Consider the following 14,701-nt stretch of genomic DNA (forward strand, 5'->3'; position numbering starts at 1 on the left):
GACGAGATTGAGGAAGAAGAAGTCGAGCAGCCGCGTGGCCCCCGCGAACCGCGCGAACCGCGCGAACCGCGCGGTGACCGGCCAGAAACGGCAGCGGCGGGTGACGATGAGGGCAGCTCGCGTCGCCGTCGCCGTCGTCGCGGACGCCGGGGTCGTGCGCGGCCCGAAGGCGAGGGTGCCGAGGGCGAGCAGAGCGGCGTCGAGGGCGAAGAGCGCGAGATCGTCGATTCGGCCGAATTGGAAGAGGGTGCAGAAGCCCCGGCCCCGTCCGAAGAGGCTGAAGCCGGTGAGGGCACTGGCGAAGGTGGTCGTCGCCGTCGTGGTCGGCGCGGTCGTCGTGGCGGTCGTCGCACCGAAGGCGAGCAAGCCGGTGGCGAGCAGACCGGTGCCGATACGGGCGAAACCCCGGTCGACGCCCCGATCGACGAAACCGTCGTCGCGGTCAGCGAAGCGGTCGCCGAAACCGAGGTCGAGGTCGAGGCACCCAAGAAGGGCCGTCGTCGTCCCCGTGCGCGCGATGCCGAGCCGAAGGCTGCCCCCGCAAAGAAAGCGGCTCCGGTCGCCGAACCTGCCGAGGAGGCTCAGGCTGATGCGGATGCGGATGCCGACGCCAAACCGAAGCGCAGCCGTCGCGCCAAAGCCAAGCCGGTTGCGGATGCAGTCGTTGAAGCTGCGCCAGTCGAGGCCGCGGCCGAGGCCAGCAGCGCGATGATGGACGTGCCGGTTTCGGAAGAACCGGCGCCAAAGCCCAAGCGTACGCGCAAGCCGAAAGCCGCCGCGGCCGAGGCGGCAGCCCTGGTCGAAGCCGAAGGGGAGGCCCCTGCCGTTGCGCTCGTCGCCGAAACCGTTGCGGCGGGTCCGGCGGAAGCAATGGAAGCTGCAACGCCGACCGGTGCGATCGACCCTGATCCGGGCGAAGCCGGCAGCCCGCGGCGCGGCTGGTGGCAGCGTACCTTCGGGGCTTGAACGACACGAGCCGATCGCCCTAACCTTCCGCGGCGGAGGCCGGGGCCCAGTTGCGAGACCTGAACAGTCGAATCCATCGTCTGCTCATACGACATCGCAACTGGGCCCCGGCCTTCGCCGGGGAAGCGCTTCCGCTAAAGGGCCGTCCTTCACGCGCCGTTCAGCCACTTCACCGCACCGCACGCACGATTGCTCCAACGGGAAAATTCGGCGATATGTCGGCGATGAAGCGCCTCTTCGCGGGACTCGCGGCCTCTCTCCTTCTGTGGGTGCAACCCGTTGCGGCACAGTCGATTCTGCGCGATGCCGAGACCGAGGCGATGTTTGACGACATGTCGCGTCCGCTCATTCTCGCGGCCGGGCTATCGCCCAACACTGTCCGCATTGTCTTGATCAACGACGATTCGATCAATGCCTTCACCGCGGGCGGGCAGACCGTCTATGTCCATTCGGGCCTGATCCAGGCGGCGGACAATGCCAATCAAGTGCAGGGCGTCATCGCGCACGAACTCGGCCATGTCGCCGACGGGCATGTCATTTTGCAGGATTCCGGCGCGAAACCTGCGCTCGCCATTCAGATTCTCAGCATGGTGCTCGGCGTCGCGGCGATCGCGGCGGGTTCGCCCGAGGCAGGCGCGGGGATCCTCTCGGCCGGCACGACCGCGGCGCAGGGCAAATTCCTCGCCTATAGCCGCGTCCAGGAATCGACGGCGGATGCGACCGGGCTCAAATTCCTGCGCGAAGCCGGGATCAGCGGCAAGGGGATGCTGACCTTCTTCAAGAAGTTGCAGAGCCAGGAATATGCTTACGGGTTGAAGAATATCGACCCCTTTGCGCAAAGCCATCCGCTATCGGGGGAACGCATCGTCACACTCGCTGCCGATGTGATCGCGTCGCCCTCATATAATACCAGGCCCGATCCCGCGCTGGAGGAGCGCTTCAAGCGCGTGAAGGCGAAGCTGCTCGGCTATGTCGCCGATCCCAAGACCACGCTCAATATCTATCCCGAGGAAGATCAGAGCGTGTATGCGCATTATGCGCGCGCCTATGCGTGGCATAAATCGGGCTATCCTGAGAAAGCCGATGCCGAATCGAGCGCTTTGCTGAAAGCAGCACCGCACGACCCGTATTTCCTCGAAATCCAGGGGCAAATTCTGCTGGAGGCGGGAAAACCGCACCAGGCGCTCGGCCCGCTGCGCGAGGCGACCGAGCTGTCGCGTAATTCCCCGCTGATCGCGACGACCTTTGGCCACGCGCTGATCGCGACCGAAGACAAGGCCAACTATCCCGAGGCGATCACGGTATTGCGTCAGGCGGTCGCGCGCGACGATGACAACCCGTTCGCCTGGTATCAGCTCGGCACCGTCTATGAGGCATCGGGCGATCAGCCGCGCGCCTTGCTCGCCTCAGCCGAGCAAGCCAGCCTGACCGGGGATCTGCGCAACGCCGCCTATCGCGCGCGCGGTGCCTTGCAGGGCTTGCCCGCCAACAGCGTCGACTGGATCCGCGCGCAGGACATCGCCCTCTCCGCACAAAATGAGATGGACGACGACCCCAAGACCTATAAGAAACGCCGATGAGCCGCTTGGTCCTTATGCTGGTCGCGGCACTCGGTGTTGCTTTGGGTGTGGTCGGAATGCTCTCGGTGCAGGCCTATGCGCCCGCGCAAGTCGATACCGCCGATCGCAGCCGGATCGAGCGCGTCGTCCACGATTACCTCTTCGCCCATCCCGAAATCCTGCCCGAAGCGATGCAAACGTTGCAGGACCGCGAAACCGCTGCGCGCGGCAGCCGCGCCGCGATGGTGGCAAGCGCCAACCGCACGGCGATCGAAGCGCCGTTCGGTAGCGCTTGGGCCGGCAACCCGGCTGCCGACGTCACGCTGGTTGAATATTTCGATTATAATTGCGGCTATTGCCGCGCCAGCTTGCCGGCCGTGGCAGCGCTGTTGAAAAGTGATCCCAAGGTCCGCATCGTCTACCGCGAATTCCCGATCCTGGCGCAATCGAGCGTCGATGCCGCCAAGATGAGCCTTGCCGCGGCCGAGCAAGGCAAGTTCCAGGCATTTCATGATGCGCTCTATGCCGGTGGCCCGGTCACCGCACCGAGCATCGCCACGGCGGCACGGCGGGCCGGACTTGACTTGGCGCGCGCCGCGGCCTTTGCGCCGCGCGCACAGGCGGAGATCGCCGCCAATGAAGCGATGGCGCAGAAGCTTGGCCTGACCGGTACGCCAAGCTGGGTGATCGGGCGCAAGGTGGTGTCGTCGGCGCTGCCGCTGGAGGAACTGCAAAAGGCCGTCGCGGCGGCGCGCGCGGGGAGATAGGCATCCGCTGCTTGTTGCGGCGCGGCACCGATCTTATCTCCCCAGCAGAAACGGGGACTTGATGGACACCATTCTTTCGGTTGCGGGCGTGTCGAAGACCTACGCCTCGGGCCAGCGCGCGCTCTATCCGGTCGATCTCGACATTCGTCGCGGTGAGATTTTCGCGCTGCTCGGGCCCAATGGCGCGGGCAAGACGACGCTGATCAGCATCATTTGCGGCATCGTGACGCCCTCGACCGGGACGATTACCGTCATGGGGCACAATGCGCTGACCGATTTCAAGAGCGCGCGCCGCGTCATCGGCCTCGTGCCGCAGGAACTGTCAGTCGACATGTTCGAAACCGTGCTCGCCACGGTGAAGTTCAGCCGCCGCCTGTTCGGCCGGTCGGCGCACGACGCGCATATCGAGCAAGTGCTGCGCGACCTGTCGCTGTGGGACAAGCGCCATGCCAAGATCATGGAGCTGTCGGGCGGGATGAAGCGCCGCGTGCTGATTGCCAAGGCGCTGGCCCATGAACCCGACATCCTGTTTCTCGACGAGCCGACCGCCGGTGTCGACGTCGCGCTGCGGCGCGACATGTGGAAGCTCGTCCACCGCCTGCGCGCGGGCGGCACCACGATCATCCTGACGACGCATTACATCGAGGAAGCCGAGGAGATGGCCGATCGCGTCGGCGTGATCGACAAGGGCAAGCTGATCCTCGTTGAGGACAAAGCGGCGCTGATGAAGAAGCTCGGCAAGCGCCAGATGCGGATCACGCTGTCGGCGCCGATCGCCGCGATCCCGCCCGAGCTCGCCGGTTGGGATGTGAAGCTGGAGGAGGGGCAATTGGTCTACAGCTTCAATGCCGAGGACGAACATATTCCAGAATTACTCGCCAAACTGGGCGGGCTCGGCATTGGCTATCGCGACCTCGAAACCTCGAAATCGAGCCTTGAGGATATTTTCGTCGGTCTGGTCGAGCAGGAGCAGGCGGCATGAACCTTAATTCCGTTCGTGCTGAGCTTGTCGAAGCAGCCCTCTCCTCACGCGGAACCCTTGTGGCAACGTGCCCTTCGACAGGCTCAGGGCGAACGGTTTGTGGGATGTTTCAGGCATGACCACCGCATCTACCAAGGCCCCCGCGATCAACACCCACGGCATTTGGGCGATCTATCGCTTCGAAATGGCGCGCGCGCTGCGCACGCTGTGGCAGAGCCTCGTGACCCCCGTCATCACCACCTCGCTCTATTTCGTGGTGTTCGGCGGCGCGCTCGGCTCGCAGATCAAGCAAGTCGATGGCGTGCCGTACGGGGCGTTCATCGTGCCGGGGCTGATCATGCTGTCGCTGCTGACGCAAAGCATCTCCAATGCCTCGATCGGGATCTATTTCCCCAAATTTACCGGCACGATGTTCGAACTGCTCTCGGCGCCCGTCTCACCGATGGAGCTGGTGGTTGGCTTTGTCGGGGCGGCGGCGACCAAGTCGATCGTGCTCGGGCTGATCATCCTCGGCACGGCATCGCTGTTCGTGTCGCTGCACATCGTCCATCCGTTCGCGATGCTCGCGTTCCTGCTGCTCACCAGCGTGGCGTTCAGCCTGTTCGGCTTCATCATCGGGGTGTGGGCCAAGGGGTTCGAGCAATTGAACTTCGTACCCGCCTTGCTGGTCACGCCGCTGACCTTTCTCGGCGGATCCTTCTATCCGATCAGCGTCCTGCCCGAGCCGTGGCACACGATCAGCCTGTTCAACCCGGTCGTGTATCTGATCAGCGGCTTCCGCTGGGCGTTTTTCGGGCGGGGCGATGTGCCGGTGGCGATCAGCCTTGGCGTGACCGCGCTGTTCCTGGTCGCGTGCCTCGGCGTGATTTCGTGGATTTTCCGGACCGGCTGGCGGCTGAAGAACTGACCCGAGGGAACAAGCGGCTGCGTGGTTCGCTAAGCCGCAACGACGCGGACCACGTCGCTTGTCCCCGGGAGCAGAACGATGACCAAGACCGCATTGGTAGTGGGGGCGAGTGGCATCGTCGGCAGCGCGACGGCGCGGCTGCTCGTCGATCAGGGGTGGAGCGTGCACGGCCTTGCGCGGCGCGCAACGCAGCAGGCCGGCGTCTCGCCCGTGGGTGCAGATCTGCAGGACGCCACCGCGACCAAGACGGCGCTCGCCGACCTCAACGTCGACGCGGTCTTCATCACGACGTGGCTGCGGCAGGATAGCGAGGCCGAGAACATCCGCGTCAACGCGGCCATGGTGCGCAACCTGCTCGACGGTTTGCGCGCGGGCGCGCGACCGCGGCACGTTGCGCTCGTCACTGGCCTCAAACATTATCTCGGGCCGTTCGAGGCTTATGGAAAGGGCGTGTTGCCGCAAACGCCGTTCCGCGAGGAGCAGGCGCGGCTCAACGTCGAGAATTTCTATTATGCGCAGGAGGATGAGGTGTTCGCCGCCGCCGCGCGCGACGGCTTCACCTGGAGCGTCCACCGCCCGCACACCGTCATCGGCAAGGCGGTCGGCAATGCCATGAACATGGGCACGACGCTCGCCGTCTATGCCACGTTATGCCGCGAACTTGGCCGACCGTTCCGGTTCCCGGGCTCAGCGGTGCAATGGAACGGCCTCACTGACATGACCGACGCGCGACAGCTCGCGCAGCATCTGCTGTGGGCCGCCGAAACCCCCGCGGCGGCGAACCAGGCGTTCAACATCGTCGATGGCGACGTGTTCCGCTGGAGCTGGATGTGGGCGCGCATCGCCGACTGGTTTGGGCTTGAGCCAGCGCCGTTCGATGGCAGCGTGCTGACGCTCGCGGAGCAGATGGCGGATGATACCGGGGTGTGGCGCGACATCGCAGCACGCGACGGACTCGCCGAGCCGGATCTGGCGCGGCTCGCCTCGCCCTGGCACACCGATGCCGATCTCGGGCGCCCGGTCGAGGTCGTCACCGACATGTCGAAGAGCCGGCGGATGGGGTTCCCGGCGTATCAGGCGACCGACGACGCGTTTTTCGACCTGTTCCGCGAATTGCGCGCGGAGCGGATCATTCCCTGAACTCGCTCTCCCTTGGGGAGCGGGAAGGGTGAGGGTTACCTCGCCAGCGATCACCCTCACCCTTCCGTCGCTTCGCTCCTCCCTCCCTCTCCCAAAGGGAGAGGGAATTAGCGCATCACGGGCAGCTCGATCTTCGATCCCGCGCAGACCTTTTGCGTCGCCTTGACGAAATCCCCCGGTTTGGCGCGACCGATATTGGGGACGAAGCTCTGGGGATTGCGGTCGATCACCGGGAACCAGCTCGACTGGATTTGCACCATGATGCGGTGGCCCTTTTGGAAGACATGGTCGTGGTCGCGCAAGGGGACGTCCCAGGTCGTCACTTTGCCCGGCACCAGCTCTTGCGGCTTGGTATCCGATGCCAGGAAGCGCCCGCGCCGCACGTCCATCGCGATCGGCCATTGATAGCCGTTCAGCTGCCGCGGATAGGCGCCGAGCGGGGCGTTTCCCTCGAACTTGGCATAATCCTCGGGCAGCACGTCGATCAGCTTGACGACAAAATCGCTGTCGGTGCCGCTGGTCGAGGCCTGCAATTGCGCCGCGAGCGCACCCGTCACCGTCAGATCGGCGGGGAGCGGCGCGGACGTGTAGCTCAGCACATCGGGTCGGTGATCGACGAAGCGCTGATCGGCGGATTCCCACCAGCGCCATTCGGGCCGCGGATAGGTCGGCGAGATCGGGCGTTCGCGGTTCGGCACCGGGTTGGCCGGGTCCGACACATAATCGCGGCACGCCTCACCGGCGGGGGGTGCCTCGAAGCTCAGAGAACCGTCGGCGCGCAAATACAGGCTGGTCGCGGTCGTCCCCTTGGGCGGCCAATTGGCGTAGCTCTTCCACACGTTCGATCCCGATTGCAGGATGCGCGCGTGGTAATCGGGCTTGGCCCCCGTGCCGTGCAGCCAGTAGCGAAAGAACGGCGTCTGGATCTGCTCGCGGAATTCGGCACCGGTGTCGCGGCCGAGCGGAATGTGGCCGAGCATGTCCATCTTGCCCTGCCACGTGCCATGCGCCCACGGCCCCGCGACCATCACGCTCAAATGATCGGGGTCGTTCTGCTGTTGCTTGGCGTAGATTTGCCAGGAGCCCCACGGGTCCTCCTGATCCCAGAAGCCCGCGACGTTGAGCGTCGGGACCGTCGTCTTGCCGAGTGCCTTCTGCCAATTCTGGTCGGTGTAGAAGCTCTCGTGGTTGGGATGGTCGAGCAGCGCCGTCGCCATCGGGATCTTGCCCTTGAAATACCCTTTATCGAGGCCCTCCAGCGTGCCGATCTTCAGCAGCGATTCGTAGGTATCGACGCTGTCATACGGGAAATCCTCGAGCGATTCCTTGGTCTGTTGCAGCGAATAGACCCAGTCAGCGACATAGCTCAGCCGCAGCGCGCCGTTCCGGTGGAGATCGTCATTCTGCCAATAATCGATCCACGCCGCTTGCGGGCTGACCGCCTTCAGCGCATGATGTGGGTGGACCAAAGCGACGGCGGCGGCGAAGCCGGGGTAGGACACGCCCCACATGCCGACCTTGCCGTTGGTGTCGGGCACATGCTTCACCAGCCAATCGATGCTGTCATAGGCATCGGTCGCTTCATCGACCGCTTTGGGATTAGTCGGATGGGCCGCGGTCGATAGCGTGAAGACGCCGTCCGATCCGAAGCGCCCGCGCATCGACTGGAACACGAAGACATAGCCGTCGTCGACCAAGCTCTTCCAGCTGCCGGGGATGGTCGGCGGAGCCGCTTGCGGTATGCCATAGGGCGTGCGCTGGAACAGGATCGGCAACGGCCCGGTTGCCCCGCGCGGCCGCAGTATCACCGTCTCCATCTTCGCGCCGTCGCGCATCGGCACCATCACCTTTTCGAAGATGAAGGGCGATTGCTGGGCGGGGGCGGGGGGCGGTGTTTGCGGGCGGGCGGCGGTTAGCGAGAGCGGGAGGAGGGCCGTGGTCGCCGCCAGAAGTATCGCGAGTTTGCGCATCCGCCATTCCTAATCGTCACCCCGGCCTCGTGCCGGGGTCCACTGTGCCGCACATTGCGGACGTCGAGTGTGCTGCACGGTGGATGCCGGAACAAGTCCGGCATGACGAAATTTGTGGAGGCTCGCTCAATGTACTGAGCGTGCGCGACTGGGCCCCGGCCTTCGCCGGGGAAGCGTGGGACGTATCACCCGATCCGGTGTTCGCCCTTGACCCAGCGCACCGTGCCCGAGCTCGCGCGCATCACCACGCTTTCGGTCGTCATGATCTTGCCCTTGCGCTTGACGCCTGCCAGCAGCGACCCGTCGGTCACGCCGGTGGCCGCGAAGATACAGTCGCCGCGCGCCAGCTCGGTCAGGTCATATTGCTTGTCGAGATCGGTCACGCCCCATTTCGCGGCGCGCGCGCGCTCGTCATCGTTGCGGAACAGCAAGCGGCCCTTGAACTGCCCGCCGACGCAGCGCAGCGCCGCGCAGGCCAGCACGCCCTCGGGCGCGCCGCCCTGGCCCATATAGATGTCGATCGTGGTGTCGGGGTTGGTCGTCGCGATCACGCCCGCGACATCACCATCGCCGATCAGCATGATGCCGCAGCCGAGTGCGCGGAGTTCGGCGATGATCTTGCTGTGGCGCGGGCGATCGAGCACGCAGGCGATGATCTCCGACGGCTTCACGCCCTTGGCGGCGGCGAGCGCGGTGACGTTCTCGGTCGGCGATTTGTCGAGATCGATGATACCTTCGGGGTAGCCCGGGCCGCACGCGATCTTGTCCATATACACGTCGGGGGCGTTGAGCAGCCCGCCTTCCTCGGCGATCGCCAGCACCGCGAGCGCATTCGGCCCGGCGGTCGCGCAGATCGTCGTGCCTTCAAGCGGATCGAGCGCGATGTCGATCTTGGGGCCCTTGCCGATCGCTGATCCGACCTTTTCGCCGATGAACAGCATCGGCGCTTCGTCGCGCTCGCCCTCGCCGATCACGACGGTGCCGTCCATGTAGAGCGAGTTGAGCGCGGTGCGCATCGCATCGACCGCGGCGGCATCGGCCGCCTTCTCATCGCCACGCCCGGTGAGGGTGGAGGCCGCGATCGCCGCCGCCTCGGTCACGCGGACCATTTCGAGCACGAGGACGCGGTCGAGCGTTTGCGAGCGGTCGGTGGTCATGGGTTGGTCCTTTTCTCTCCCCTCCCGCTTGCGGGAGGGGTCGGGGGAGGGGAATCGATAGGTTGTCCAAATTGTCACTGCCCTCCCCTAACCCCTCCCGCAAGCGGGAGGGGAACAAGAAAGGAGAAGAACAGACTAGTCCCGCAGCAATTCGTTGATGCTGGTCTTGCTGCGCGTCTGTGCATCCACGCGCTTGACGATCACGGCGCAATAGAGTGCCGGCTTGCCATCGCCGCCGCCGATGCTGCCCGGCACCACCACTGCATAAGGCGGGACTTCGCCGCGAAACACTTCGCCGGTCGCGCGGTCGATGATCTTGGTCGAGGCACCGAGATACACCCCCATCGACAGCACCGCGCCTTCGCCGACGCGGACGCCCTCGGCCACTTCGCTGCGCGCACCGATAAACGCGTCGTCGCCGATGATCACCGGATCGGCCTGCAGCGGTTCGAGTACGCCGCCGATTCCCGCGCCGCCGGAAATGTGGACGTTGGCGCCGATCTGCGCGCAACTGCCGACCGTCGCCCAGGCGTCAATCATCGAATTCTCGCCGACATAGCCGCCGATATTGACGAAGCTCGGCATCAGCACAGCGCCCTTCGCGATAAACGCGCCGCGCCGTACGATGCTGCCCGGCACGCTGCGGAAGCCCGCGTCGCGGTAGCGATTCTCGCCCCAGCCTTCGAATTTCGAGGGCACCTTGTCGAACCAGTTGCTGCCGCCGGGGCCGGGAATGATGACGTTGTCGTTGAGCCGGAACGACAGCAGCACGGCTTTCTTCAGCCATTGATTGACGCGCCAGCCGCCGGCACCATCAGGCTCGGCGACGCGCGCCGTGCCCGCATCGAGCATCTCAAGCGCGGTATCAACCGCATCGCGCACCGCGCCCGTCGTGGCGAAACCAAGCTCGGCGCGCGCGTCCCACGCCGCGTCGATCGTCATCTGCAAATCAGTCATCGTCACCCCCAGATTTCGTGCAGCCACGCGGTCAGATCCTGCGTGACGAAATCGACATAGCTGCGATCCGCGTCGATGGTCTGTTCGGAGCCATTATCGACCCAGACCGTCGTCATCCCGATCGCCTTTGCGGGCGCCAGATTGCGCGCCATATCCTCGACGAACAGCGATTGCGTCGGGTCGAGATCGAACGCCGCGCACAGCCCTGCGTAAGCCGAAGCCTGCGGCTTGGGGCGCAAATCCATGGCGTGAATATCGTGGATCGCTTCGAAGCTCTCGCCCAGCCCAAGCCGATCGAGCACGCGGCTGGCATAAGGCGTATCGGCATTGGTGAAGACGATCTTGCGCCCCGGTAGCCGCGCGATCGCGGAGACGAGCGGAGCGTTGTGTTCGAGCACGTCCATTTCCACATCGTGGACGTAATCGAGAAAAGCGTGCGGATCGACGTCATGTTCGGCCATCAACCCGGCCAGCGTCGTGCCGTGATCGTAAAAATAGCCCTTCTGGATGCGCCGCGCCTCTTGCCGATCGACCGCGAACTTCTCGGCGATATAGGTGCCCATCTTGACGTCGATCTGATCGAACAACCGCGCGCTCGCCGGGTATAGCGTATTGTCGAGGTCGAATATCCAGTTGCGGATCGGGGTGAGACGCGCGAGCATATGCGGGCGGCCTTACGCCGGGCATCGGGCCGGGGCAAGGCGGGGACTTTCCGGGATCGAACAGGGTGGCTTCGGAATGCGATGACGGCTCGGAATCGGGCAAGATCATCGCGACGAAACGCGCGCAGGGAACAGGCAGACGGACATGAAGGCGACTTTGAAAATTCGGCTGTCGCAGACGGTCGCGCTTGTCGCGTTCATCGGCGTTGGCGCCTGTAGTGGGGGATCGGGTGTCGGCAGCACCCCGACTCCGCCGCCGGTCGCCGCGACGCCGACGCCAAGTCCGACGCCGACCCCCACGCCGGTCCCCACCCCAACCCCAACGCCATCACCGACGGGTGGCTACAACACCGCCGAATATCGCGCGACGGTGGGGGCGGTGTCGGCCAATGCCCTGGTGCTGTATCAAGCAGGCGCGACCGGCGCGAATGTCACGGTCGGCGTGGTCGATAGCGGGGTCGACCTCCAGAGCGCTGAATTCGGGACGCGCATCTCCTCGGCCTCGGCCAATGTCGCATCGGGCACGACCGTGGATGACGAGGGTGGCCATGGCACTGCGGTCGCCTTCACCATTGCCGGGCGGCGCAACGATGCGGGATCGCACGGCATCGCGTTCGATGCGACGCTGGTCGTCGCGCGCGCCGATACGCCAGGAAGCTGTGCCGCCACGACGGGTACGACGAGCGAAAGCGGCTGCAGCTTTTCCGACAGCGCGATCGGGCGCGGCATTGACCTCGCGGTGGCCAATGGCGCGCGCGTGATCAACATTTCGCTCGGCGGATCGACCGCCGGGACGCCGGTCGTTAACGCAATTAACCGCGCAACCGCGGCGGGGATCATCATCGTGATCGCGGCCGGCAACGAGTTCGACAAGACCCCGGCGACCGCGATCAATCCCGATCCCTTCGCGCAAGTCGCCAACACGCCGCAAGCGCGCGGTTTGGTGATTATCGCAGGATCGGTCGGTGCCAATGATAACCGCACGCCGGGTGCGGACGTGATCTCCAGCTTCAGCAACCGCGCGGGCAATTCGCAGGCGCATTATCTGACTGCGGTGGGGGAGCGAGTGCGCGCGCCGGACGCGGCAAACGTGCCGTTCCTGTGGAGCGGCACGAGTTTTTCCGCGCCGCAGATTTCGGGCGCAGTCGCGTTGCTCGCGCAGGCCTTTCCCAATCTGACCGGCGCGCAGATCGTCAGTATCCTGTTCGCCTCGGCGCGCGACGCCGGTGCGGCGGGGGTCGACGACGTTTACGGGCAAGGCGTGCTCGACCTGACGCGCGCGTTCCAGCCGCTCGGCACGAGCAGCGTGGCGGGCACGCATTCGGTCGTCTCGTTCGGGTCCAACGCGATGCTGTCGGCACCGATGGGCGATGCGCGGCAAGGCGCACTCGGCGCGGTGATCCTCGATGGCTTCGACCGCGCCTTCGCGATCGATCTGGCGCAGACGATCAACCGCAGCGGTGCCGCGCGGACGCTCGCCGCCGCGCTGCAAAGCAGTACGCGGACCTATTCGGCGGGGTTAGCGGGTGGGATGAGCGTCGCGCTGACGGTCGCGCCGGTGCGCGGCGGCGGGGCCACTGTATTGCGCACGCTGCTCAGCTCGGATCAGGCGCTCACCGCGCGCGCCATTGCGGGGACGGTGACAAGTCGGCTCGGCTCCAAGGCGAGCTTCGCATTCGGCTTTGCCGAGGGCGGCGCGACGCTGACCGCGCAACTGGCCGGGCAGCGTGAGCCCGCCTTCCTTGTCGCGCGCGATCCATTGCGCGGTGCCGGGTTCGACAGCGCCGTTCGGAGTTCGACCGCGCTGCGGCGGCAGATCGGGGCATTCGGGCTGACTGCAGCGATCGAAAGTGGCGACGTGCTGACGCGCGACCCGGAGGCGCTGCTACCGCTGCGCGGACGCTATCGCCGCTTCGGCTATGATCGCGCGTCGCTTGCGCTCGATCGCCGCTTTGGCGGGCTCAACCTGGCGGTGACGGGGACGCAGCTCAACGAGCAGGCGACCGTGCTTGGCGCGCGCTTCGGCGATGCGCTGGGCGCGACGCGCGCGACGAGCTGGTTTGTCGATGGCGCGGCGCGCTTCGATTTCGGGCGCGGCTGGACGCTCGGCGGCGCGATGCGGCAGGGCTGGACCAGCGCGAACGTCCGTGGCGGCATCACCGGTGGCGGGCTGATCCGCACCAACGCCTTTGCCGCTGATTTCGGCAAGGACGGCGTGTTCGCGCGCGGCGACAGTTTCGGCCTGCGCATCGCCCAGCCCTTGCGCGTGGCCAGCGGGGCGATCGCGCTCAGGCTGCCGACCAATTATGACTACGCGACGCTCGCGGTCAGCGAATGGACGACGCATTATCTCAACCTCGCCCCGACCGGGCGCGAGATCGATATGGAGGCGCGGTATTCGCGGCCGTTATGGGGCGGCGCGCTGCAGACCAATCTCTTCGTGCGGCGCGATCCGGGCAATTTCGCAAGCCTTGACGACGATGTCGGCGCGGCGCTGCGCTGGTCGGTGGTGTTCTGATATGGGTAGCAAAACGCCACTGTCATGCCCACATGGTATGATATGACACGCTATTCCCTGCTCGATCTTGTCCCCGTCGTCGAAGGCGGAACCGTGGGCCAAGCGCTCGCCAACGCCGCCGATCTTGCGCGCCATGCCGAAAGTTTGGGCTTCGCGCGGTACTGGACCGCCGAACATCACGGCATGGCGGGGATTGCCAGTGCCGCCACCTCGGTGGTGATCGGTCATGTTGCCGCCGCGACCTCGACGATCCGCGTCGGCGCGGGTGGGATCATGCTCCCCAACCACGCCCCGCTCGCGATCGCCGAACAGTTCGGCACGCTCGACGCGCTGTTTCCGGGGCGGATCGATCTGGGGCTGGGGCGCGCGCCGGGATCGGACCAGATCGTCGCACGGGCGATGCGGCGCACTCTCGACAGCGATGCCAACGCCTTTCCGCAGGACGTGCTGGAGTTGCAAAGCTATTTTGCCGACGATGGCCAGACCGGCATCCGAGCGACCCCCGGCGCGGGCGCGGATGTTTCGCTGTGGATTCTCGGCTCGAGCACGTTCGGCGCGCAATTGGCGGCGATGCTTGGTCTGCCCTATGCTTTTGCCTCGCACTTCGCGCCCGATGCGCTGATGGCCGCGATCGAGATCTACCGGCGCACCTTCCGCCCCTCGGCGGCACTCGCGCGCCCGCACGTGATGGCCGGGTTCAACGTTTTCGCCGCCGATAATGATGCCGAGGCGGAGCTGCTCGCCAGTTCACAGCAGCAGGCGTTCGTTGCTTTGCGCACCGGCAATCCGCGGCAATTGCCGCCGCCGGTCGCGGGGTATCGCGAGAGCCTTGGGCCGCAAGGTGCCGCCATGCTCGACCATGTCCTGTCCTGCTCGGCGGTGGGTGGCCCCGCGAAGGTGGCGCGCGACATCGCCGCGTTCGTGGCGCGCACGGGCGTCGACGAACTGATGATCGCCAGCTCAATCTACGATCACGCTGCGCGCAAGCACAGCCTTACGCTCACGGCGAACGCGTTGCGCGAACCCGCCCTTGCGGCCTGACCAGCCGCACGCGTAAGGCGGGGTATCCGATGGTGGACGCCCTGTCCCCGTTGGTGCATTACACTTGCGTAACAA

11 protein-coding genes and 1 pseudogene are annotated in these 14,701 nt (G+C 65.6%); 8 read left to right on the top strand and 4 right to left on the bottom strand.

The genetic code is table 11. The features are described from left to right. The 6 genes and pseudogenes from ABWP09_RS05070 to ABWP09_RS05095 all read left to right on the top strand — a co-directional run. Window positions 1-966, top strand: a pseudogene (locus ABWP09_RS05070) (ribonuclease E/G); the annotation flags it as partial. 224 nt (window positions 967-1,190) lie between these two features. Then, the gene (locus ABWP09_RS05075; RefSeq protein WP_353204057.1) at window positions 1,191-2,546 is read left to right on the top strand and encodes a M48 family metalloprotease; all 1,356 of its coding nucleotides are present in this window, start codon (window positions 1,191-1,193) and stop codon (window positions 2,544-2,546) included. Continuing rightward, the gene (locus tag ABWP09_RS05080) at window positions 2,543-3,292 is read left to right on the top strand and encodes a DsbA family protein (protein WP_502959760.1); all 750 of its coding nucleotides are present in this window, start codon (window positions 2,543-2,545) and stop codon (window positions 3,290-3,292) included. The genes ABWP09_RS05075 and ABWP09_RS05080 overlap by 4 nt, the downstream gene beginning before the upstream one ends. Before the next feature lie 61 nt (window positions 3,293-3,353). After that, complete coding sequence (locus ABWP09_RS05085) at window positions 3,354-4,274, top strand: ABC transporter ATP-binding protein (protein WP_353204058.1); 921 nt, start codon at window positions 3,354-3,356, stop codon at window positions 4,272-4,274. 115 nt (window positions 4,275-4,389) lie between these two features. Further along, the gene (locus tag ABWP09_RS05090) at window positions 4,390-5,181 is read left to right on the top strand and encodes an ABC transporter permease (RefSeq protein ID WP_353204059.1); all 792 of its coding nucleotides are present in this window, start codon (window positions 4,390-4,392) and stop codon (window positions 5,179-5,181) included. Between the two features lie 78 nt (window positions 5,182-5,259). Beyond that, complete coding sequence (locus tag ABWP09_RS05095) at window positions 5,260-6,321, top strand: SDR family oxidoreductase (protein WP_353204060.1); 1,062 nt, start codon at window positions 5,260-5,262, stop codon at window positions 6,319-6,321. 107 nt (window positions 6,322-6,428) lie between these two features. On the opposite strand, the gene ABWP09_RS05100 is transcribed toward ABWP09_RS05095, so the two are convergent. The 4 genes from ABWP09_RS05100 to ABWP09_RS05115 form a co-directional block, all read right to left on the bottom strand. Next, a complete protein-coding gene (locus ABWP09_RS05100; RefSeq protein ID WP_353204061.1) occupies window positions 6,429-8,291 on the bottom strand; it encodes a CocE/NonD family hydrolase in 1,863 nt (620 codons plus the stop codon). Window positions 8,292-8,476: 185 nt separating this feature from the next. After that, a complete protein-coding gene (glpX, locus tag ABWP09_RS05105) occupies window positions 8,477-9,448 on the bottom strand; it encodes a class II fructose-bisphosphatase (protein WP_353204062.1) in 972 nt (323 codons plus the stop codon). A gap of 135 nt (window positions 9,449-9,583) precedes the next feature. Beyond that, window positions 9,584-10,405 carry a 2,3,4,5-tetrahydropyridine-2,6-dicarboxylate N-succinyltransferase gene (gene dapD, locus ABWP09_RS05110; protein ID WP_353204063.1) on the bottom strand — a complete coding sequence of 274 codons (822 nt, stop codon included), beginning with the start codon at window positions 10,403-10,405 and terminating at the stop codon, window positions 9,584-9,586. 2 nt (window positions 10,406-10,407) lie between these two features. After that, the gene (locus tag ABWP09_RS05115) at window positions 10,408-11,067 is read right to left on the bottom strand and encodes a pyrimidine 5'-nucleotidase (protein ID WP_353204064.1); all 660 of its coding nucleotides are present in this window, start codon (window positions 11,065-11,067) and stop codon (window positions 10,408-10,410) included. 145 nt (window positions 11,068-11,212) lie between these two features. Here ABWP09_RS05115 and ABWP09_RS05120 point away from each other — a divergent pair, with 145 nt between their 5' ends. Both ABWP09_RS05120 and ABWP09_RS05125 read left to right on the top strand, forming a co-directional pair. Beyond that, the gene (locus tag ABWP09_RS05120) at window positions 11,213-13,585 is read left to right on the top strand and encodes a S8 family peptidase (RefSeq protein WP_353204065.1); all 2,373 of its coding nucleotides are present in this window, start codon (window positions 11,213-11,215) and stop codon (window positions 13,583-13,585) included. Window positions 13,586-13,627: 42 nt separating this feature from the next. After that, window positions 13,628-14,626, top strand: a complete 999-nt coding sequence (locus tag ABWP09_RS05125) for an LLM class flavin-dependent oxidoreductase (RefSeq protein WP_353204066.1) — start codon at window positions 13,628-13,630, stop codon at window positions 14,624-14,626. Window positions 14,627-14,701: the final 75 nt, after the last annotated feature.

Origin of the sequence: Sphingomonas sp. (assembly GCF_040398505.1) — a bacterium.
Classification (GTDB): Bacteria; Pseudomonadota; Alphaproteobacteria; order Sphingomonadales; family Sphingomonadaceae; genus Sphingomonas.